Genomic DNA, 21,556 nt, shown 5'->3' with positions numbered 1-21,556 from the left:
GATGGATACGATCGTCCAGCTTCTCGACGCCACCATCCGGCTATCGGTGCCGCTGCTGCTCGCCTGCCTGGCGGGGCTCTATTCGGAGCGGTCCGGCATATTCGACATCGGGCTCGAGGGCAAGATGCTCGCCGGCGCCTTCGCCGCGGGCGCGGCGGCGGCGGTCAGCGGGTCCGCCTGGATGGGGCTCGGCGTGGCGATCCTCGTCTCGGGCATGCTGGCGCTGGTGCACGGCTTCGCCTCCATCACCAACCGCGGCAACCAGATCGTGTCGGGCGTGGCGATCAACTTCATCGCAGCGGGGGCCACCGTCATCCTGGGCCAGGGCTGGTTCCACCAGGGCGGACGAACGCCCTCCCTTCCGCCGGAAGGGCGCTTCGGGGCGATCGATCTTCCCGGCGCAGAGGCGGTGCGCGGCGTGCCGGTGCTGGGGCCGATCTATTCCGACATCATCTCGGGGCACTCGCTGCTCGCCTACTTCGCCTTCTTCATGGTGCCGTTCACCTGGTGGGTGCTGTTCCGCAGCCGCTTCGGGCTGCGCCTGCGCGCCGTCGGCGAGAACCCGGCCGCCGTCGACACGGCCGGCATCTCGGTGACCTGGCTGCGCTACCGCGCGGTGATGATCACCGGCGTGCTGACCGGTTTCGCCGGCACCTATCTGGCGCTCGCCATGAATGCCGGCTTCGTGAAGGACATGACGGCGGGGCGCGGCTTCATCGCGCTGGCGGCGCTGATCTTCGCCAAGTGGAAACCGGTGAACGCCATGTTCGCCTGCCTCCTGTTCGGCTTCCTCGACGCCTTCGCCATCCGCTACCAGGGAACGGAATTCCCGCTGATCGGCCGCGTGCCGGTGCAACTCATGCAGGCCCTGCCCTACATCCTCACCGTGATCCTTCTTGCGGGGTTCATCGGAAGGGCGATCCCGCCGAAGGCAGGCGGGGTGGCGTATGTGAAGGAGAGATAGAGCGGCAGTCGGCAGTCGGCAGTCGGCAGTCGGCAGTCGGCAGTCGGCAGTCGGCAGTCGGCAGTCGGAACGAACCGCAGGTTCGCTACTGGCGCAAGCATGCTCGTAGCTCTCGAGGACTATGCCCTTTCTGCTACTGCCTACTGCCGACTGCCGACTGCCTATTGCCCATGACCGGAAAGATCCAATGTCCACTTCGCCATCCCACGACCTCTTCGAAGCCGCCAGGGCGGCGATGGCCAAGGCCTATGCTCCTTATTCGAAGTTTCCGGTCGGGGCCGCCATCCGTACCAGCGACGGCCGGGTGTTCGCGGGCGCCAACATCGAGGTCGCGTCCTATCCGGAAGGCTGGTGCGCGGAGACGACGGCACTCGCCCATTTCATCATGGATGGAGGCGGCGAGATCGCCGAGGTGGCGGTGGTGGCGGAGCGCATGGCGCAGGTAACGCCTTGCGGCGGTTGCCGCCAGCGGCTTGCGGAGTTCGCCCGGCCGGAGACGAGGCTGCATTTGTGCAACGAGCAGGGTATAGTCAAAACCACGACGCTGGGCGCCATGTTGCCGCTCGGTTTCCAGGGAGACATCCTGAAATGAGGACCCGGCTGACATGAAGACCGCGGTCGACCATCTCGTCGAGAAGCTGAACGGGCTGGCGCCCGAGATCGCGCTCGTGCTCGGATCGGGACTTGGCGGCCTGGTCGAGGAGGTTTCGGACCCGGTGCGGGTGCTATACGGCGATCTGCCAGGCTTTCCGAAGAGCGGAGTCTCTGGCCATGCGGGCGAGATCGTCGGCGGATTGTTTTCGGGCGTGCCGGTGCTGATGCTGGCGGGACGCTCCCACTACTACGAGCACGGCAACGCGGCCGCCATGCGCCCGGCGCTGGAGGCGCTGGCCGGCGTGGGGATCAGGAAACTGATGCTGACCAACGCCGCCGGATCGCTGCGCCCCGAAATGGGGCCGGGTTCGGTGATGCTGATAACAGATCACATCAATTTCTCGGGCTCGAATCCCCTGTTCGGGGAGCCGACCGACCGGCGCTTCGTCGGCCTGACCGGCGCGTACGACGCCGACATGCGCGGCGCGCTGGAAAAGGCCGCGGCGGACACCGACACGCCGCTGAACCAGGGCGTCTACATGTGGTTTTCGGGCCCCTCCTTCGAGACGCCGGCCGAAATCCGCATGGCGCGCACTTTCGGCGCCGACGCGGTGGGCATGTCGACCGTGCCGGAGGTGATCCTCGGCCGCTTCCTCGGCCTGCGCGTCGCCGCCTGTTCGGTCATCACCAACCTCGCCGCCGGCATGACCGGCGCGGAACTGTCGCATCAGGAGACGAAGGACATGGCGCCGCAAGGCGGCGCCCGCCTCGCCACGATCCTGCGCAAGGCGATCGGAGACCTTTGATGAACATGAGAACCGGAGAGCCCGTCGCCGCGGCGGCCGGGCCGGTGAAGCTTCACCAGCCGCACGCGCGCAACGACGGGACGCCGCTCAACGCCGACTGGTTCGACGCCGCCGAGGTGAACCTGTCGGCCGCCGAACGCCGCGCCGCGACCATCGGCACGCGGCGCACCGTGAAGAAGCAGTGGCAGGCGGCATGGCTGGTCAAGGCGATCCAGTGCATCGACCTGACGACACTGACCGGTGACGATACGCCCGGCCGCGTCGAGCGGCTCTGCGCCAAGGCGCGCCATCCGCTGCGCGACGATCTCGTCGAGGCGCTGGGGCTGACCGGGCGGCGGCTGACGACGGGCGCGGTCTGCGTCTATCCGTCCATGGTGCGCACGGCGGTAAAGGCGCTCGACGGCAGCGGCATTCCCGTCGCCTCGGTGGCGACCGGCTTTCCCGCCGGCCTCACGCCGTTCGAGCAGCGGCTGGCCGAAATCCGCTACGCGGTCGCGGAGGGCGCGCAGGAGATCGACATCGTCATCACCCGCGCCCATGTGCTGACCGGCAACTGGCAGGCGCTCTACGACGAGACGCGCCGCATGCGCGAGGCCTGCGGCGAAGCGCACATGAAGGCGATCCTGGCCACGGGCGAGTTGAAGACGCTGACCAACGTCTACCGCGCCTCGATGGTGACGATGATGGCCGGCTCCGACTTCATCAAGACCTCGACGGGCATGGAGGGTGTCAACGCGACCCTGCCGGTCAGCCTCGTGATGGTGCGGGCGATCCGCGACTATCTGGCGCTTTCGGGACTGCGCGTCGGCTTCAAGCCGGCCGGCGGCATCCGTGCGGCGAAGGACGCGCTCACCTGGCTGTTCCTGATGAAGGAGGAACTCGGGCGCGACTGGCTGGAGCCGGAGCTCTTCCGCTTCGGGGCCAGCGGGCTGTTGACCGACATCGAGCGGCAGATCGAGCACTTCGTCACCGGGCGCTATTCGTCCGCCGACCGGCACGGGATGGCGTGAGCATGAACGAGATCGTGAACATCCTCGACACAATGGAATACGGTCCGGCACCCGAGGAGGACGGCCATGTCCGCGCCTGGCTGGCGCGCCACGGCGGGCGGTTCGGCCAGTTCATCGACGGCAAGCTGACGAAGCCCGGCAAGGAGACCTTCGCGGTCAACAACCCGGCGGACGGCGAGAAGCTGGCCGACGTGGCAGAGGCCGGCGAGAAGGAGGTCGACGCCGCCGTGAAGGCCGCGACGTCGGCCTTCGCCAAGTGGTCGGGCCTGACCGGGACCGAGCGGGCGCGGCATCTCTACGCCATCGCGCGGCAGGTTCAGAAGCATGCGCGGTTTCTCGCCGTGCTGGAGAGCCTGGACAACGGCAAGCCGATCCGCGAGACGCGCGACATCGACGTGCCGCTGGTGGCGCGGCATTTCTACCACCACGCCGGCTGGGCGGAGTTGCGCGACGAGGAGTTTCCCGACCATGTGCCGGCAGGCGTGTGCGGGCAGATCATCCCGTGGAATTTTCCGCTGCTGATGCTGGCCTGGAAGGTGGCGCCGGCGCTGGCGGCGGGCTGCACCATGGTGCTGAAATCGGCCGAGCATACGCCGCTGACCGCGATCGCCTTCGCCGAGATCTGCGCCGAGGCGGGACTGCCGGCGGGCGTGTTCAACCTGGTCAACGGCGGCGGCAAGACCGGCGCACTGGTGGCCGGACACGATGGGCTGGCGAAGCTCGCCTTCACCGGCTCGACCGAGGTGGGCCGCATCCTGCGGCGCCAGACGGCGGGGACCGGCAAGAAGCTGTCGCTCGAACTCGGCGGCAAGTCGCCCTTCATCGTCTTCGACACGGCCGATATCGACGCCGCGGTCGAGGGCGTGGTCGATGCGATCTGGTTCAACCAGGGCGAGGTGTGCTGCGCCGGTTCGCGCGCCATCGTTCAGGAAGGCATCGCGGAAAAATTCCATGCCAAGCTGAAGGCGCGCATGGAGACGCTTCGGGTCGGTCCGCCGCTCGACAAGTCGACCGACATCGGCGCGGTGGTGGCGCCGGTGCAGATCGCCTCGATCCGGGCCAAGGTCGAGGCCGGGGTGAAGGAAGGGGCGAGCCTCTGGCAGCCGTCCTGGGCCAACGACGACTTCACCAAGGCGATGGAAAAGGGTTGCTTCTATCCGCCGAGCCTGTTCACCGGCGTGTCGCCGGCATCGAGCCTGGCGCAGGAGGAAATCTTCGGGCCGGTGCTGGTCTCGATGACGTTCCGCACGCCGGGCGAGGCCGTGACGCTCGCCAACAACAGCCGCTATGGGCTTGCGGCGTCGATCTGGTCGCAGAACCTCGACGTCGCCTTCGACGCGGCGCGCAAGGTGAAAGCCGGCGTGGTGTGGATCAACTCGACCAACCTGTTCGACGCGGCGGTGGGCTTCGGCGGCTATAAGGAGAGCGGCTTCGGGCGCGAGGGCGGCCGCGAGGGCATGCTCGAATATCTGGTGCCTGCCTGGGAAAAGAAGGCGAAGGCTGCCCCCGCCGCGACGCCGCTGCCGGCGCCGGTCCCGGTCGACGACGACGCCGGACCGGGCGGCGCGCGCGCGAGCCTCGACCGCACGGTAAAGCTCTATGTCGGCGGCAAGCAGGCGCGGCCGGATTCGGGCTACTCCTATCCCGTGGTCGACGCCAAGGGGCGGCTGATCACCGAGGCGGGCTACGGCAACCGCAAGGACATCCGCAACGCGGTGGAGGCGGCGCGCAAGGCGGACGCCTGGTCGGACATGACCGGGCATGCGCGCGCGCAGGTGCTGTGGTTCCTGGCCGAGAACCTCGAACTGCGATCGGAGGAGTTCGCCGCGCGGATCGCGCAGATGACGGGCGCGTCGCAAAAGCAGGCGGGCCGCGAAGTGGCGGCTTCGGTGGCGCGGATCATCCATTACGCGTCTCGCGCCGACAAGTATGACGGCCGCGTGCGCGCGCCGCAGGCCCGCATGCTGGCGCTGGCGCTGCCGGAGCCGTTTGAGGTGATCGGCATATCCTGTCCCGACGAGGCGCCGCTGCTCGGTTTCGTGTCGCTGGTCGCGCCGGCGATCGCCGTGGGCAACCGGGTCGTCGTCACGCCTTCGCAGCACCATCCGCTGGCGGCCTGCGACCTCTACCAAGTGCTCGACACGTCGGACGTGCCGGGCGGCGTGGTCAACATCGTCACCGGCGACCGTGACCAGTTGGCAAGCGTGATGGCGAAGCACGACGACATCGCCGCCTGCTGGTATTTCGGTTCGGCGGAGGGGTCCGCGATGGTGGAACGCGAGTCGGCGGGCAATCTGAAGGCCACGTGGGTGAACAACGGCAAGGCGCGCGACTGGTACGACGGGGGCCAGGGCCAAGGCCAGGGCGAGGAGTTCCTGTTCCGGGCGACGCGCATCAAGTCGATCTGGACACCGTTCGGGGTGTGACGTGCTCCCTCAGGAAATCATCCGCAGGAAGCGCGACGGGAAGGCGCTGACGCCGGACGAGATCGGCTTCTTCGTGAAGGGGCTGGCGGACGAGAGCGTCACCGAGGGGCAGGTGGCGGCGCTCGCCATGGCGGTGTTCTTCAACGGCATGAGCCGCGAGGAGGCGGTGGCGCTGACGCTCGCCATGCGCGATTCGGGCGACGTGCTGTCGTGGGACGACCTCGACGGGCCGATCGTCGACAAGCATTCGACCGGCGGGGTGGGCGACAACGTCTCGCTGATGCTGGCGCCGATCGTGGCGGCCTGCGGCGCCTATGTGCCGATGATCTCCGGTCGCGGGCTTGGGCATACCGGCGGCACGCTGGACAAGATGGACTCGATCCCAGGCTACACCAGCCAGCCGGGGAACGACCTCTTCGGCCGGACGGTGCGGGAGGTGGGCTGCGCCATCATCGGGCAGACCGGCAACCTCGCACCGGCCGACAAGCCCTTCTATGCGATCCGCGACGTCACCGCGACGGTGGAATCGATCCCGCTGATCACCGCCTCGATCCTGTCGAAGAAGCTCGCGGCCGGCCTCAAGGGGCTGGTGCTCGACGTCAAGTCGGGCAACGGCGCCTTCATGGCCAAAGGCCGCGACGCGGTGGCGCTGGCGACGAGCCTGGTGGAGGTCGCCAACGGCGCCGGGCTCGCCACGACGGCGCTGCTGACCGACATGAACCAGCCGCTGGCCTCGGCGGCCGGCAACGCGCTGGAGGTGATCAACGCGGTCGACTTCCTGACCGGACGCGCCCGCGACCCGCGCCTGGAGGAGGTGACGCTCGCGCTCGCCTCCGAGATGCTGGTTTCGGCCGGGCTCGCGGGTTCGCGGCAGGAGGGCGAGGCTTCCGCGCGCGCGGCACTCGACGGCGGCAATGCGGCCGAAGTGTTCGGGCGGATGGTAGCGAGCCTCGGCGGGCCGGCGAATTTCGTGGAGGATTGCCGCGCGCACCTGCCGGCGGCACCGGTCGTGAAGGCGGTGCCGGCGCCGGGGAGCGGGTTCGTGACGGCGATCGACACGCGCGGCATCGGCGTCGCTGTCGTGGCGCTGGGCGGCGGCCGGACCAGACCCGGTGACGCGATCGATCATGCTGTGGGTCTGAGCGACCTGGCGCCGGTCTGCGGCGAGGTCGGTCCCGACGCTCCGCTGGCGATGGTGCATGCGCGCGACGACGCGGCGGCGGAGGCGGCGATCGCGGCGGTGCGCGAGGCCTACGCGGTGGGCGAAAAGCGGCCTTCCCCCGGCAAGCCGGTGCTGCGCCATGTCGGCGCGCCGCAATAAATTGCAGCGGTTGCGGCGGCGGACCTACTGCTCCAGCAGCATCGCCCCGTTCTCGACCTCGACCTTCGAGAGCCGGTTCAGGAAGCTCATTCCGATGAGGATGTCGTTGAGCGCGTGGTCCTTCAGCACCACCGCCTTGACACCTTCGACGCGGATGCGGCCGATCTCGAGGGATTCCAGATCGGCGGAGGCGGCGAGCGCGACGCCGTTCGCCGTCTCGATCCGGTAGCGGAAATCGTCGGCAGAAAGCTTGATCCCGGCCTTGCGCGCCGTGGCTTCGTTGAAGGCGACCAGCGTCGCCCCGGTATCGATCATCGCGTCGACGCGGCGGCCGTTGATCTTGAACTCGCCGGTGAAGTGGCCGCGCGAGCCCATCGTCAGTTCTACGCGGCGGCCGGTAAGCTGCTTCTGGCTCGGCACGGCGGCAAGATTGACGACCGGGATCGGCCGCTCCTCCTCGGGGGCGGGGGTGATCTGCGTCAGTCCCACGGCGGCGAGGTCGTGGAACAGGTTGGGATTGGCCTGGTAGAGCAGCGGCACGGATGCCGCCATTCCGGCCGAGACACTGAGTGCAAGCAGCTTGCGCGTCATGATCCACCTTTCAGGAGCGGCGATCATGGCGTCAAAGCCGTTGAAGGCAACTTAAGCGGAGGGCGCCGGGGCGCGCCGCAAAGCCGTTTCGACGGCGGTGGTTAGCGAATCCTGAACGGCCTACTTGGTGCCGTACATGCGGTCGCCGGCATCGCCGAGACCCGGCACGATGTAGCCCTTCTCGTTCAGCCGCTCGTCGATGGACGCGGTGAAGATCGGCACGTCGGGATGGGCCTTGGTGAAGCGCTCGATGCCTTCCGGTGCGGCGAGCAGGCAGAGGAAGCGCAGGTTCGTCGCGCCGCGCTGCTTGAGCTTCTCGACCGCGGAGATGGCCGAGTTGGCGGTCGCCAGCATCGGATCGACGACGATCACCAGCCGGTCGGCGAGGTCGCTCGGCGCCTTGAAGAAGTATTCGATCGCTTCCAGCGTGTCGTGGTCGCGGTAGAGGCCGACATGGGCGACACGCGCGGCGGGCACAAGGTCGAGCAGGCCTTCGAGCAGCCCGTTGCCGGCGCGCAGGACAGAGGCGAAGACCAGCTTCTTGCCCTCCAGCGTCGGCGCCTGCATGGTCTGGAGCGGCGTTTCGATCTCCGTGGTCGTCAGCTCCAGCTCACGCGTGACCTCGTATCCCAGCAGCAGGGATATCTCGCGCAGCAGGCGGCGGAACCCGGCGGTGGACGTCTCCTTCTTGCGCATGATCGTGAGCTTGTGCTGCACAAGCGGGTGACTGACCACGGTGACGCCGTTCATCGTGCGGGGCTCCTTCGGATCGTGCGCGTACGCCTAACATCGTCCCTTACCGCATCGACGCGGCAGGGGAAACGCGGCAGCGCCGATACTCCCGATTAAAGTTCGCCCCGGACGGCTGCTTACCTCCCCTGGAGCTCCAGCCCTTCGATCACCTTGTCGAGGGTGGCCGGAAGATCGCGCACTCGCACGCCGCATGAATTGTGGATGGCATTGACGACCGCTGCCGCCGCCCCGCAGATGCCGAGTTCGCCGATGCCCTTGGCCTGGAGCGGGTTCGCCCAGGCGTCGCGCTCTTCGAGCAGCACCACGTCGATCTGCGGAACGTCCGCGTTGACCGGCAGGTGGTACTCGGCGAAATCGCGGTTGACGATGTGGCCGTCGCGCGGGTCGTGGAAGATCTCCTCGGTCAGCGCCATTCCGATGCCGAAAGTCATGCCGCCCAAGCACTGGGAGCGGGCCGTCTTGGCGTTGAGGATGCGCCCGGCCGAGAAGACGCCGAGCATGCGCCGGACCCGCGTCTCGCCGGTAACCGAATTGACGCCGACCTCGGCGAAATAGCTGCCGAACGTCGCCTGCCGCACCTTGTCTTCCGCCTCGCCCGGTTCGGCGTGGCCTTCGGCAACGATCGTCTCGCCGGCCAGCACTTCGGCGAGCGGGATGCTCCGGTTGCCGGTGATCGCCTTTCCGTCCTTCAGCGTCAGATCCCCGGGCTCGCAGCCAAGCCTGTCGCACAGTCTGCGGCGGATCTCCTCGCAGGCCAGGAACACGGCGGTGCCGTTGGAGGCCGCGCCGAAGGAGCCGCCAGAGCCTGAGCCGGGTGGAAGGTCAGTGTCGCCGAGCCGCGTTTCGACGCTTTCGACCGGAAGCCCGAGCATTTCGGCGGCGACCTGGGTCAGGATCGCGTATGTGCCGGTGCCGATGTCCGTCATGTCGGTCTCGACGCGGGCGCGTCCGTCCGATGTCAGCGTGACGCGAGCCTTGGCTTCGATCAGCATGTTGACGCGTACGGCCGAGGCCATGCCCATGCCGACCAGCCATTCGCCGTCGCGCACACTGCCGGGCTCGGCACTGCGGCGGTCCCAGCCGAACTTGTCCGCCCCCATGCGCAGCGCCTCGGCGAGCTTGTTGGAGGAGAACGGGATGCCTTGGGTCGGGTCCTCGTCGGGGATGTTGCGCAGGCGCAATTCCACCGGATCGATACCGCTCGCCACCGCGAGTTCGTCCATGGCGATCTCGAGCATGGTGACGCCGACGGCTTCGCCGGGCGCGCGAACGGAGCCGGCGCAAGTGCGGTGGAGGCGCGCGATGCGATGGCCGATCACGCGGTTTTTTCCGCGATAGAGGAAGGGGGTTGCCTGGGTGACCGGCTCGGAGAACTTTTCGTCCGGCAGGTTCGAGACCAGTGCCTCGTGGCCGATGCCGGTCAGCCGCCCTTCGGCGTCGGCGGCGAGACGGATGCGCTGGCTCGTCTCGGAGCGGCGCATGACGGTCTCGAAGACCTGCTGGCGGCTCATCGCCACCGCGACCGGCGCGCCGAGCTTCTTCGAGGCAATGGCGGCCGCGACGGCCTCCGGCGCGATGCCGAGCTTGGAGCCGAAGCCGCCGCCGACATAAGGCGACAGGATGCGTACGTGTTTCTCGTCGATGCCGAGCGAATCCGCCAGTTCCGCACGGTTGAAGCGCAGCATCTGGTAGCTGCCCCGCAGGACGACGTCGTCGCCGTCCCACCGGGCGATCGCGGCATGCGGCTCCATGGCGGCGCTCACATGCGAGGGTGTCGTGTAGGTCCCGTCGACCGTGTGGGCGGCCTCGCGCATCGCCTTGGCTAGATCGCCGCTGGACTGCTGCTTCTTCTCGGGCGTCTCGATCTCAACGCCAGGAGAATCCGGTGCGACCACGACGTCCCGGTCGGATTCCAGCGTCAGGCCGAGCATCAGCGCGCCGTGGCGCGCCTGCTCGAAGGTCTCCCCGACGACAAGCGCGACCGGCTGTCCGAAATATGCGATCGCGTGGGGATCCTGGACCGGCGCGGCGCCGGCCATGCCCTGCGCCGGATTGCGCAGGAAGCGATCGTCGATGACGACCGCGCGTATTCCCGGCAACGCCTCTATCGCGTCGGAGTCGGCGCCTGTCATCCGCCCGGCCGGCACGGTGGAGCGAACGAGTACGCCGAAAAGGCTTCCATCGGGCAGCGCGTCCATCGCGTAGGGCGCCATGCCCGACACCTTGAGCGGACCGTCCGGCCGGTCGAGGGGCTCGCCGACGACGCCCTGGACCATCTCCTCCAGCCGATCGGCATCGACCTTGTCGTCCATCTTGATGTGCAGGGTCATGGGTCAGCCCTCCGTCAGTTCGCGCAGGACGGCGCGCAGCGTGCGTTTCAGGAGCGGGACCTTGAAGGCGTTGCCGTCCTGCGGCTTCGCGTCGGCGACAAGGTGCGCGGTCGCGCGGTCGAAGAGGTCCGACGACAACGGCTGGCCATCGAGCATCGCTTCGAACTCCGCGTTGCGCCACGGCATGTGGGCGACGCCGCCGAAGGCGAATGCCGGACGCATGATGCGGCCGTCCTCGACGTCGAGGACGCCGGCCACCGAGACCAGCGCGAAGGCATAGGAGGCCCGGTCGCGCACCTTGCGGTAGGTCTGACGTCCGGCGCGAGGCGACGGCAGCACGACCGCAGTTATCAGGTCGCCGGGCTCCAGCACGTTCTCGATCTGCGGCGTATCGCCTGGCAGCCGGTAGAAGTCTCCGATCGGAACCTGGCGCACTTCGTCGCCGGCCGAGCGGATCTCGACCATTGCGTCGAGCGCACGCATGACCACCGCCATGTCGCTGGGGTGGGTGGCTATACAGTGTTCGCTGGCGCCGAAGATCGCGTGCAGGCGGGTGACCCCGCCGAGGGCCTGGCATCCGGAGCCGGGCTCCCGCTTGTTGCAGGGCATCGCGGTGTCGTAAAAATAGTAGCAGCGGGTGCGCTGCAGGAGGTTGCCGCCGGTCGTCGCCTTGTTGCGGAGCTGGCCGCTGGCGCCGGCGAGCAGCGCTTCCGCGAGCACGGGATAGGCATCGCGCACGCGGCGGTCGGCGGCGAGATCGCTGTTGCGCACCAGCGCACCGATCCTCAGGCCTCCATCCTGCGTTTCCTCGATCCCGCCGAGATCCAGCCGGTTGATGTCGACCAGGCGGTCGGGGGTCATCACTTCGAGCTTCATCAGGTCGAGGAGATTGGTGCCGCCGGCGATGAAGGTCGCGCCTTCGCTGCCGAGCCGAGCGGCCTCGGCCGGAGTTGCGGCGCGGGAATAGTCGAACGGGGTCATGAGCGCGCCCTTCCGGCCGCGTCAAGGATCGCATCGACGATGTTGGGATGGGCTGAGCAGCGGCACAGATTGCCGCTCATGCGCTCCGCGATCTCCTCAACGGAGAACTCCGGATCGGCAGCGACGTCGCCGGTGACGTGGCTCGGCCAACCGGCTTCGAATTCGGCGAGCATGGCGGTGGCCGAGCAAATCTGGCCGGGGGTGCAGAAGCCGCACTGGAAGCCGTCGTGCTCGACGAAGGCCTTCTGGAGATCCGACAGCGCGCCGGGCGTGCCGAGGCCCTCGATGGTCACGACGTCGTCGCCCTCGTGCATGCAAGCGAGCGAGAGGCAGGAGTTGATGCGCCGCCCTTCCACGATCACCGTGCAGGCGCCGCATTGGCCGTGGTCGCAGCCCTTTTTCGTGCCGGGAAGACCAAGATGGATGCGAAGCGCATCGAGCAGGGTGGTGCGCGGGTCGGCTTCGATGGTTCTTGTCCGGCCGTTGACCGTCAGGTCGGTTTTCATGGGAGCATTCCTTGCGCGGGGGCTGGGTGAGCGAGCGCGAAGCGCGTCCCGCCTTCAATCCCGACACGGATGGAATGTTCCCTGCGGAGCCGATCCGAAAGGCGCTAGCGCTTGGCGCCGTCCAGCCGGGCGAGGAGCGACGCCTTCGTCTTCTTGTCGACATAGGCGGCCTCGATGGCGGTGCGGGTGACGGAGGTCAGGGCCTTGTCGTCCATGCCGAAATGCTCGCGCGCGATCTCGTATTCGTGTTTCAGGGTGGTCCAGAAATAGGGCGGATCGTCGGAATTGAGCGTTACCTTGCAGCCGGCGGCGCGCAGCTTCGGGAAGGGATGGTTTTCGAAGCTTTCGAAGACGCGCAGCGCGACGTTGGAGCCGGGGCAGCATTCCAGCACCACGCCCTCGTCGGCGATCCGGGAGACGAGGTCCGGGTTCTCGATGGCGCGCACGCCGTGGCCGATGCGGGTGGGCCTGAAATGGTCGAGGGCGGACTGCACGCTCTCCCAGCCGCCGAACTCGCCGGCATGGACGGTGATGCCCAGCCCCGCCTCGCGGGCGATCTCGAAGGCGCGGACGTAGTCCTCCGGATCGCCGAAGCGCTCCTCGCCCGCCATGCCGAAGCCGGTGACCAGAGGCTCGCCGCAGCGGGCGGCGAAGCGGGCCGCCTTTTCCACCGACTCGACGCCGAAATGGCGCACGCCCGTGACGATCATGCGGCTCTCGATGCCGGTCTTCGCCCGAGCGCGGCGCATGCCTTCGGCGAGGCCCGCTGTGTAGGCGGCGGCCGAAAGACCGGCGCGCTCGGCGTGATCCGGCGAGGTAAAGAATTCCGAATAGATCGCGCCGTCGCGGGCCAGGCTGGAAAGATAGGTCTCGGCGAGGCGGGCATAGTCGCCCTCGTCGCGGAAGAGATCGGCCGACTGGTCGTAGGCGGCGAGGAAGCTGGTGAAATCGTCCCAGACGAAGGCGCCGTCGCGGATGAAGCCGGACACGTCGGCGCCGTATTTCTGCGCCTGTTTCACGACGAGGTCCGGCGAGGCGGCACCTTCGATGTGACAGTGAATCTCCGCCTTGAGGACCATTTTGTTTCCTTCTTCGTTCTCAATTCGGCGCGGCGGTTCACCGCGTCCACAACAATAGCGCCGGCCAGCCGCATCGGCTATGGTCCCGGCGCATTCGACGGATGACCAGATGACAGAACCAAGAACGACCGCGCGCGGCGGAATGGAAAACTCCTTCGGCTTTCGCAGCGTTCCCGCCGGTGAGAAGCAGCCGCTCGTGGACGAGGTCTTCCACAAGGTGGCCAAGCGCTACGACCTGATGAACGACCTGATGTCGGGCGGGCTGCACCGGCTGTGGAAGGATGCCATGGTATCGTGGCTGAACCCGCCGAAGCGCGCCGGCTGGACGAGCCTCGACGTGGCGGGCGGCACAGGCGACATCGCCTTCCGCATCGTCGAGGCATCCGGTCATCACGCAAAGGTGACGGTGCTGGACATCAACGGGTCCATGCTGGCGGTCGGACGCGAGCGGGCCGAGAAGCGCGGGCTTGCCGACAATGTCGGCTTCGTGGAGGCGAATGCAGAGGAACTGCCGTTTCCCGACGACAGCTTCGACGCCTACACCATCGCCTTCGGCATCAGGAACGTGCCTAAGATCGACCGGGCGCTTTCGGAGGCCTACCGGGTGCTGAAGCCGGGCGGGCGGTTCCTGTGCCTGGAGTTCTCGGACGTCGACCTGCCGATGCTGGACCGGGCCTACGAGGCGTGGTCGTTCAACGCCATCCCCGCGATCGGCAAGGCGGTGACGGGCGATGCCGATTCCTACCGCTATCTGGTGGAATCGATCCGCAAGTTTCCCAACCAGGACGACTTCGCCAGGATGGTCGAGGCTGCGGGGTTCGAACGGGTGACCTACCGCAACCATTCGGCCGGCATCGCGGCGGTCCACTCCGGCTGGAAGCTTTGAAGGCCCTGATCCGATGACCACCGTCGGCGCCTATTTCCGCCTCGCCCGGGCCGGCTGGATCATGGTTCGCGAGGGCGTGGTGGCAGCCTTGCCGGGCGACCAGCTGACCGGTCCGCCGAAGACCGCGTGGCGCGTGGCGCGGCTTATGGCGCGCCGCCGCTCGGCCGGGCGCGACCGCTCGGAGCGCTTCGCCAAAGCGGCAACCCGGCTCGGCCCGTCCTACGTCAAGCTCGGCCAGTTCCTCGCTACCCGCCCGGACGTTGTGGGCACCGAGATCGCGCTCGATCTCGCCAATCTGCAAGACCGGATGGAGAAGTTCCCGCAGGCCCAGTCCGTGGCTGCCGTGCAGGACTCGCTCGGTCGGCCGGTCAGGGAACTTTTCGAGACACTCGGCGAGCCAGTGGCGGCCGCGTCGATCGCGCAGGTGCATCCCGCCACGCTTCCCGAGAGCGGACGCCGCGTCGCGGTGAAGGTTATCCGTCCGGGGGTGCGCCGGCGCTTCTTTCATGACCTCGAGAGCTATTTCGTCGCCGCGCGCTTGCAGGAACGCTTCATCCCCGCGACCCGCCGGTTGCGGCCGGTGCAGGTGACGGAGACGCTGGCGCAGACGACCAAGATCGAAATGGACCTGCGGTTGGAGGCGGCGGCGCTTTCCGAGATCGCGGAGAACACCCGGGACGATCCGGGCTTCCGCGTGCCGACGGTGGACTGGGAGCGCACCGGGCGCGACGTGCTGACGCTGGAATGGATCGACGGCGTCAAGATGTCGAACATCGAGGGGCTGCGCGAGGCGGGGCACGACCTGCCGGCGCTCGCCGCCAACCTGATCCAGAATTTCCTGCGCCACACGCTGCGCGACGGGTTCTTCCACGGCGACATGCACCCCGGCAACCTGTTCGTGGAGGCGGACGGGACGATCGTGGCGGTCGATTTCGGCATCACCGGCCGGCTCGGCAAGAAGGAGCGCCGGTTCCTGGCCGAGATCCTCTACGGCTTCATCATGCGCGACTACCGGCGCGTGGCGGAGGTGCATTTCGAGGCGGGCTACGTGCCGGCGAAACACGACGTCGCCGCCTTCGCGCAGGCGATCCGGGCGATCGGCGAGCCGATCCACGGCCAGCCGGCCGAGACGATCTCCATGGCCAAGCTCCTGACGCTGCTCTTCGAGGTGACGGAACTCTTCGACATGGCCGCTCGGCCGGAGCTGGTGCTCTTGCAGAAGACGATGGTGGTGGTGGAAGGCGTGTCGCGCTCGCTCGACCCGCATTTCAACATGTGGAAGACCGCCGAGCCGGTGGTGGGCGACTGGATCGCGGCCAATCTCGGACCGCGCGGCCTGCTGACCGACGCGCGCGACGGGGTGAGCGCGATGGTGGCTCTCGCCCGCCAGGCGCCGGAACTCGCCGCGCGCGCCGAACGGCTGTCGCGGGAGATCGACGCCATGGCGGAGCACGGGTTGCGCTTCGACGATGAGACCGCGCGCGCGATCGGCAAGGCGGAGGCGCGGCACACGCGGTCCGGGCGGGTGGCGCTGTGGGTGATCGCGCTGGCGCTGGTGTGGATCGCCTGGCAGGTGGCGTGATTGCGTTGACCGCATTGCATGCAATGCATACATTGACGTCATGACTGGTGGAGCGATCCCATGTCCAACCTGACGATCCGCAATCTCGATCCGGAAGTGAAGCACAGCCTGCGGCGGCTTGCGGCCGAGCGCGGCGTGTCGATGGAACAGGAGGCCCGCGAGCGGCTGGCCGAGAGCGTGAACCGCGCCACCCGGCGCAAGACGTCAATCTTCGACGAACTGACGAAACTCGGCGCCGCGCCAGATGAGCCCTTCGACCAGAAGAGGACCACCGACGAAATGTGGGACGAGAGCTTCCGGTGAGCGGCTTCGTCCTCGACAGCTCGGTGCTCATCGCGATCCTCGCCGCCGAACCGGACGCGGACCGTTTCAAGCGCTACATCGACGAGGACGTCAATGCGCAGATCAGCGCCGCGACGGTGCACGAGGCGTTCTGTGTCGCATCGGGGGAGCGGCTGCGCGACGGCGCGGCACGGCTGGAAAGGATGCTCGACCTGATCGGCCCCGTCATCGTTCCCTTCGACGTGCAGCAACTGTCCGCCAGCCGCCAGGCTTATGCGCGGTTCGGCAGGGGCTCGGGCCATCCGGCCAAGCTCAACATGGGCGACTGCTTCTCCTATGCCCTCGCCCGGACGCGCAACCTGCCCCTGCTTTTCAAGGGCAACGATTTCATCCATACCGACATCGAACCGGCATTGAAGCCGGCGTGACGAGGCGACCGGCACCATGACCCTTTCCGACAAGCGCATCCTTCTGATCGTCGGCGGCGGGATCGCGGCCTACAAGGCGCTCGACCTGATCCGGCGGCTGCGCGAGCGGGGGGCGAGGGTGCGCTGCGTGATGACGCGGGCGGCGCAGGAATTCGTCACCCCGCTGTCGGTCGGGGCGCTGTCGGCCGATCACGTCTTCACCGATCTCTTCGACCGGCAGGACGAGCACGACATCGGCCACATCCGCCTGTCGCGCGAGGCGGACCTGATCGTGGTAGCGCCGGCGACGGCCGACCTGATGGCCAAGATGGCGAACGGCCATGCCGACGACCTCGCCTCGACGGTGCTAATGGCGACGGACAAGCGCGTGCTGATCGCACCCGCCATGAACCCGCGCATGTGGTCGCACCCCGCGACTCGGCGGAACCTCGAAACACTGAAGGGCGACGGCGTCGCGCTGGTCGGTCCCGGGCGGGGCGAGATGGCGGAGAGCGGAGAGGTCGGCGATGGGCGGATGGCCGAACCGCTGGAGATCGTGGCAGCGGTCGAGGGCATGCTCGACGGACGACTGAAGCCGCTTGCCGGCAAAAGGATCGTCGTGACCTCGGGGCCGACGCACGAGCCGATCGACCCGGTGCGCTACATCGCCAACCGCTCGTCGGGCAAGCAGGGGCACGCGATCGCCGCCGCGCTCGCCGCTCTCGGAGCCGACGTGCACCTCGTGTCGGGACCGGTCAACATTTCTGATCCCGCCGGCGTCGGGACGGTGCATGTCGAGACTGCGCGGCAGATGCGCGACGCGGTCGAGGCGTTGCTGCCGGCGGACGCCGCGATCTTCGTCGCGGCGGTGGCGGACTGGCGGACGGCGGATTCGGCCGGCGAGAAGATCAAGAAGGTGAAGGGCGAAGGCCCTCCGGCGCTGCAGATGGTGGAGAACCCGGACATCCTCGCCACCGTCGGCCATCACGAGAAGCGGCCGGCGCTGGTGATCGGCTTCGCGGCGGAGACCGAGAACCTCCTGGCCAACGCCCAGGCCAAGCTCGACCGCAAGGGCGCCGACCTGATCGTCGCCAACGACGTCTCGCATGGAAGCGGCATCGGACCGGGCGGCGTCATGGGCGGCGACCGTAACCGGGTGCGGATCGTCTCCCGCTCAGGCGTCGAGGAGTGGCCGGAGATGGCCAAGGGCGACGTCGCTGACAAGCTAGCGGCGCTCGTCGCGGAGCGGCTGTCGGGGCGGGCCGGGTCCGGGCAGTAAGGCCTCTCCGTCTGGATACCATCATGGATGAAACTGAATTCGCCTGCGCGCCCGTGATCGAGACGGAGCGGCTGATCCTGCGCGCGCTCGAGGCGCGCGACCACGAAGCCTATGCCACTCTATGGGCGGACCCGATCGTGGTGCGATATACGAGCCGCCGGCCGTTGACGCGGGAAGAGAGCTGGATCCGGCTCCTGCGCCAGGTCGGCCACTGGCGGGTGCTCGGCTTCGGCTTCTGGGCGATCGAGGACCGGGCGAGCGGCCAGCTGGCGGGAGAGGCCGGCTTCCACGATTTGCGACGCGACATCGAGCCCGCGTTCGACGGAACGCCGGAAGCAGGATGGCTGCTCGGGCCGGAGTTCCACGGCCAAGGCCTGGCGCGCGAAGCCCTTGCTGCGATCCACGCCTGGGGCGACGCGCAGCTTCGTTCGAAAACGATCGTCTGCATCATCCATCCGGACCACGAGTCCTCGCTTCGGGTGGCGCGGTACTTCGGTTACCGCAACGCGATCGCGGCCCGCTACCATGACGCTCCGACCCTGATCCTGACGCGGCAACGACCTACGGATTCCCAGGTACGGGCCGGATAGGGCGAACGCCGCTTTGCCTCAGCCGGTCGCCGGGCGCATGAGCGCGAGTCCGGACTGGGGGTCATGGCGTCTGCGCAAATGCGCCGGGCTTCGCAAACCCCACTTTGAGCCTCGGCCGGACATGGGCGCGGGGACGTCGCCGAGCAGAGAGGCGACCCCCGGGCGGCACGTCCGCCGACCGGATGAGCTAGCTGCCTTCCTCGGACCGCTCGCGGGTGGGGCTCGAGGCATGGTCGAGGTTGAGCGCGGTAGCTGCCAGCGTCAGATGCGACAGGGCCTGCGGGAAATTGCCCATCTGCATCTTCGTGCGCGGATCGTATTCCTCCGCCAAGAGGCCGAGATCGTTGCGCAGCGACAGAAGGTGCTCGAAGAGCTTCCGCGCATCGGCGTAACGACCCTGCAGGATGTAGTTGTCGGCCATCCAGAAGCTGCAGGCGAGGAACATGCCCTCGCCGGGTGGCAGCCCGTCGTCGGTGTGCTCGGTCCTGTAGCGCAGCACGAGGCCGTCGACGGTGAGTTCCTTCTCGATCGCGCGGACCGTTTCGGTGACCCTGGGGTCGTCGGCCGGCAGGAAGCCGACCAGCGGGATGAGGAGGGTGAAGGAGTCCAGTTCCTTCGACCCGTAGGACTGGACGAAGGCGCCGCGCCGGGCGTCGAAGCCGCGCTCGCAGACCTGCGCGTGGATCTCGTCGCGGATGCGCGACCAGCGTTCGACGGGACCTTCGAGGCCGAAGCCCTCGATCGCCTTGACGGCGCGGTCGAATGCGACCCAGGCCATGACCTTGGAGTGGACGAAGTGGCGCGGGCCGCCGCGCACCTCCCAGATGCCCTCGTCGGGCTGATTCCAGATTTCCTCGAGATAGTTCACGAGCGAGGTCTGGAGGGTCCAGTCGGCCTCGCGCAGCGAGAAGTCGGAGCGGCGCGCGTGGTGCATGACGTCCATCACCTCGCCGAAGACATCGATCTGGCGCTGCCGGAAAGCGGCATTGCCGATGCGTACCGGGCGGGCGCCGTTGAAGCCGGCGAGATGGTCGGCCTCCCGCTCGCCGATCCAGTTCTCTCCCGCCACGCCGTAGAGGGGCTGCACCTGATGCGAGGAGCCCGCGACGGCCCGCAGCAGCCAGTCGGTCCAGGCCTCGGCCTCTTCGCGGTAGCCGGCCGACATCATCATCAGGAGCACGAAGGTGGCGTCGCGCAGCCAGCAGTAGCGGTAGTCCCAGTTGCGCGCGCCGCCGGCCTGTTCGGGAAGCGAGGTGGTCGGGGCGGCGATGATACCGCCGGTGCGGCCATAGATCAGAGCCTTGATGGTGATCAGCGAGCGCCTGACCGGCTCCCCCCACGCGCCCTGGTAGGTACAGCACTTGCACCAGTCGTGCCAGAAGCGTTCCGTCTGTTCCATCGCCGCCGCGGCATCGGGGAAGACGCGCGGCGGCTCGAAGGAGGGGCCGTAGGCGAGGACGAAGTCGAGCCGCTGCCCCTCGGAGACGGTGAATTTTCCGATGGCGGAGTGATCATCGATGGCGAAATCGACCGTGCTGCGCAGCACGGCGGCATGCGGGCCGGAGATCGCCTTCATGTCCCCGGAGGCTTCCTTGCGCAGCCAGGGCGCACGCGAGCCGTAGCCGAAGCGCAGGCAAAGGTTCATGCCGACGGGAACGGTGCCACGGACGCCCTCGACGATGCGGATGAGCGCCGGCGTGCCCTGATCGACGGGCATGAAGTCGATGATGCGGATTACGCCGCTCGCGGTTTCGAGCGTCGTTTCCAAGATGGGCGTATCGCCCCTGTAGCGGCGGCTGCGCGCTGTGACGGGCGCTTCGGGGGTTATCGACCATTGACCGTTGCCGGGATCGCCCAGCAGCGCCGCGAAGCAGGCTTCGGAATCGAAACGGGGCCAGCACAGCCAGTCGATCGAGGCGTCGCGGTTGACGAGTGCGGCCGTCTCGCCGTTGCCGATCAGTCCGTAGTCTTCGATGCGCATGGGGTTCACAGTTGGCAGACGTGAAGCCTCATGTCGATGTCGACCGCCGCATCACGACCTGCGGCCGATCGCTCCTTCGAGTAGCATCCCGGCGACGAGGCCCAGCCCGATGGCGGCGACGGCGGCGGTGGTGCGGGACCCGCGTTCGGGGACCGCGATGGCGGAAGTGCTCGCCTCGGCACCGAAGGAGCCGCGGGTGCGGTGAAGCGCGGGGACCGGGCCGAACAGATTGTCGGGCCTTTCCGGCACGACGGGCCGGTCGGTCGACTGTCCGTCATAGGCGTTGCGCGCGAGGTACCGGTCGAGGAACCAGGGCGCCAGCGCGTTGCCGAGAATGACCTCGATGGTGCTCTTGCCGATCCAGATCTCGCGGCGCCGGCCATGCGCGGCCTTGTAGATTTCCGCCGCGATGACCTCCGGCTGGACGACCGGCGGCACGGGGCGCGGCTCGTGATCCATGTGCGTGCGCGCCCAGTCGAACTGCGGAGTGTTGACCGCCGGCAGGTGCGCCATGACCAGATGGATGGCGCTGCCGTCGTGGATCAGTTCCGTGCGCAGGGAATCGGTGAAGCCGCGTATCGCGTGCTTGGCGCCGCAATAGGCGGCCTGCAGCGGGATGCCGCGATAGGCGAGCGCCGAGCCGACCTGGAGAATGGTGCCGCGGTTGCGGGCCGACATGTACCTGAGGGCCGCCATCGTGCCGTGGACGAAGCCGAGATAGGTGACCTCCGTCACCCGGCGGAATTCTTCAGGCGTGATCTTCGCCACGGGCGAAAACACCGTCGCCATGGCGTTGTTGATCCAGATGTCGATGCCGCCGAAGCGTTCCACCGCATGGTCGGCCGCGGCGAAGAGGGCATCCGCGTCGGCAACGTCGGCGGCAATGGCGATGGCCTCGGCTCCGAGTTCCTCGATCTCGGCGCGGGTCTCTTCCAGTGCGACCGGATCGCGGGCGATGAGCACGAGCCGTGCTCCGGACCTGGCGAAATGCCTCGCGGTGGCGCGGCCGACGCCGGCGGTGGCACCGGTGACGACGACGACCTCCACCGGACCGTTGTTATCGGATCGGAGCATCTTTGCCTCTCGGGATATCGTTTTCATTCAAGCCGCTGCCGCCGGCGAGCTGGTCTGCGCCTGCGTGCTTCCTTCCGGCATAACAGGCGAAGCGCCGGCCGGTTCCGGGCGATG

At 68.0% G+C, this 21,556-nt stretch carries 20 protein-coding genes; 12 read left to right on the top strand and 8 right to left on the bottom strand.

Annotation, left to right across the window (positions count from 1 at the left end):
* Position 1 precedes the first annotated feature (1 nt).
* The 6 genes from BSQ44_RS02960 (at position 2) to deoA (ending at position 7,121) form a co-directional block, all read left to right on the top strand.
* Entirely contained in the window at positions 2-964 is a 963-nt protein-coding gene (locus BSQ44_RS02960) for an ABC transporter permease (RefSeq protein WP_072601868.1), read from the top strand.
* A 187-nt stretch (positions 965-1,151) separates the two neighbouring features.
* Entirely contained in the window at positions 1,152-1,556 is a 405-nt protein-coding gene (gene cdd, locus BSQ44_RS02955) for a cytidine deaminase (RefSeq protein WP_072601867.1), read from the top strand.
* A 13-nt stretch (positions 1,557-1,569) separates the two neighbouring features.
* Positions 1,570-2,364 carry a purine-nucleoside phosphorylase gene (locus tag BSQ44_RS02950; RefSeq protein WP_072601866.1) on the top strand — a complete coding sequence of 265 codons (795 nt, stop codon included), beginning with the start codon at positions 1,570-1,572 and terminating at the stop codon, positions 2,362-2,364.
* Between the two features lie 5 nt (positions 2,365-2,369).
* Positions 2,370-3,374, top strand: coding sequence for a deoxyribose-phosphate aldolase (deoC, locus tag BSQ44_RS02945; RefSeq protein WP_083534941.1), 1,005 nt, complete (start codon positions 2,370-2,372; stop codon positions 3,372-3,374).
* A 2-nt stretch (positions 3,375-3,376) separates the two neighbouring features.
* A complete protein-coding gene (locus BSQ44_RS02940; protein ID WP_072601865.1) occupies positions 3,377-5,800 on the top strand; it encodes an aldehyde dehydrogenase family protein in 2,424 nt (807 codons plus the stop codon).
* Position 5,801: 1 nt separating this feature from the next.
* Positions 5,802-7,121, top strand: coding sequence for a thymidine phosphorylase (gene deoA, locus BSQ44_RS02935; protein WP_072601864.1), 1,320 nt, complete (start codon positions 5,802-5,804; stop codon positions 7,119-7,121).
* 24 nt (positions 7,122-7,145) lie between these two features.
* Here the strand turns inward: deoA and BSQ44_RS02930 are convergent, their stop codons facing one another.
* The 6 genes from BSQ44_RS02930 to BSQ44_RS02905 form a co-directional block, all read right to left on the bottom strand.
* Positions 7,146-7,712, bottom strand: a complete 567-nt coding sequence (locus BSQ44_RS02930) for a TIGR02281 family clan AA aspartic protease (RefSeq protein ID WP_072601863.1) — start codon at positions 7,710-7,712, stop codon at positions 7,146-7,148.
* A 120-nt stretch (positions 7,713-7,832) separates the two neighbouring features.
* A complete protein-coding gene (gene upp / locus BSQ44_RS02925; RefSeq protein WP_072601862.1) occupies positions 7,833-8,462 on the bottom strand; it encodes a uracil phosphoribosyltransferase in 630 nt (209 codons plus the stop codon).
* Positions 8,463-8,581: 119 nt separating this feature from the next.
* Complete coding sequence (locus BSQ44_RS02920) at positions 8,582-10,795, bottom strand: xanthine dehydrogenase family protein molybdopterin-binding subunit (RefSeq protein WP_072601861.1); 2,214 nt, start codon at positions 10,793-10,795, stop codon at positions 8,582-8,584.
* 3 nt (positions 10,796-10,798) lie between these two features.
* The gene (locus tag BSQ44_RS02915) at positions 10,799-11,776 is read right to left on the bottom strand and encodes an FAD binding domain-containing protein (protein WP_072601860.1); all 978 of its coding nucleotides are present in this window, start codon (positions 11,774-11,776) and stop codon (positions 10,799-10,801) included.
* Entirely contained in the window at positions 11,773-12,282 is a 510-nt protein-coding gene (locus BSQ44_RS02910) for a 2Fe-2S iron-sulfur cluster-binding protein (RefSeq protein ID WP_072601859.1), read from the bottom strand. The genes BSQ44_RS02915 and BSQ44_RS02910 overlap by 4 nt, the downstream gene beginning before the upstream one ends.
* A gap of 104 nt (positions 12,283-12,386) precedes the next feature.
* Complete coding sequence (locus BSQ44_RS02905; protein ID WP_072601858.1) at positions 12,387-13,361, bottom strand: adenosine deaminase; 975 nt, start codon at positions 13,359-13,361, stop codon at positions 12,387-12,389.
* 109 nt (positions 13,362-13,470) lie between these two features.
* On the opposite strand from BSQ44_RS02905, the gene ubiE reads away from it, so the two are divergent.
* The 6 genes from ubiE to BSQ44_RS02875 are packed head-to-tail and all read left to right on the top strand — an operon-like array spanning position 13,471 to position 18,387.
* A complete protein-coding gene (ubiE, locus tag BSQ44_RS02900) occupies positions 13,471-14,247 on the top strand; it encodes a bifunctional demethylmenaquinone methyltransferase/2-methoxy-6-polyprenyl-1,4-benzoquinol methylase UbiE (RefSeq protein ID WP_072601857.1) in 777 nt (258 codons plus the stop codon).
* A gap of 13 nt (positions 14,248-14,260) precedes the next feature.
* Positions 14,261-15,829, top strand: a complete 1,569-nt coding sequence (gene ubiB / locus BSQ44_RS02895) for a 2-polyprenylphenol 6-hydroxylase (protein WP_072601856.1) — start codon at positions 14,261-14,263, stop codon at positions 15,827-15,829.
* Positions 15,830-15,889: 60 nt separating this feature from the next.
* Positions 15,890-16,132 (top strand): FitA-like ribbon-helix-helix domain-containing protein, encoded by a 243-nt coding sequence (locus tag BSQ44_RS02890; RefSeq protein WP_072601855.1) that lies wholly within the window; start codon positions 15,890-15,892, stop codon positions 16,130-16,132.
* The gene (locus BSQ44_RS02885) at positions 16,129-16,539 is read left to right on the top strand and encodes a type II toxin-antitoxin system VapC family toxin (RefSeq protein ID WP_072601854.1); all 411 of its coding nucleotides are present in this window, start codon (positions 16,129-16,131) and stop codon (positions 16,537-16,539) included. The genes BSQ44_RS02890 and BSQ44_RS02885 overlap by 4 nt, the downstream gene beginning before the upstream one ends.
* A gap of 16 nt (positions 16,540-16,555) precedes the next feature.
* Positions 16,556-17,797 (top strand): bifunctional phosphopantothenoylcysteine decarboxylase/phosphopantothenate--cysteine ligase CoaBC, encoded by a 1,242-nt coding sequence (gene coaBC / locus BSQ44_RS02880; protein WP_072601853.1) that lies wholly within the window; start codon positions 16,556-16,558, stop codon positions 17,795-17,797.
* A gap of 23 nt (positions 17,798-17,820) precedes the next feature.
* A complete protein-coding gene (locus BSQ44_RS02875) occupies positions 17,821-18,387 on the top strand; it encodes a GNAT family N-acetyltransferase (protein WP_072601852.1) in 567 nt (188 codons plus the stop codon).
* 187 nt (positions 18,388-18,574) lie between these two features.
* On the opposite strand, the gene BSQ44_RS02870 is transcribed toward BSQ44_RS02875, so the two are convergent.
* Together BSQ44_RS02870 and BSQ44_RS02865 are read right to left on the bottom strand one after the other, a co-directional pair.
* Positions 18,575-20,368, bottom strand: a complete 1,794-nt coding sequence (locus tag BSQ44_RS02870; RefSeq protein WP_072601851.1) for a glycoside hydrolase family 15 protein — start codon at positions 20,366-20,368, stop codon at positions 18,575-18,577.
* 51 nt (positions 20,369-20,419) lie between these two features.
* Positions 20,420-21,442, bottom strand: a complete 1,023-nt coding sequence (locus tag BSQ44_RS02865) for an SDR family oxidoreductase (protein WP_072601850.1) — start codon at positions 21,440-21,442, stop codon at positions 20,420-20,422.
* Positions 21,443-21,556 lie beyond the last annotated feature (114 nt).

The sequence above is a fragment of the Aquibium oceanicum genome (genome assembly GCF_001889605.1).
Lineage (GTDB): Bacteria > Pseudomonadota > Alphaproteobacteria > Rhizobiales > Rhizobiaceae > Aquibium > Aquibium oceanicum.
This window is presented reverse-complemented; position numbering and strand designations above follow the sequence as displayed.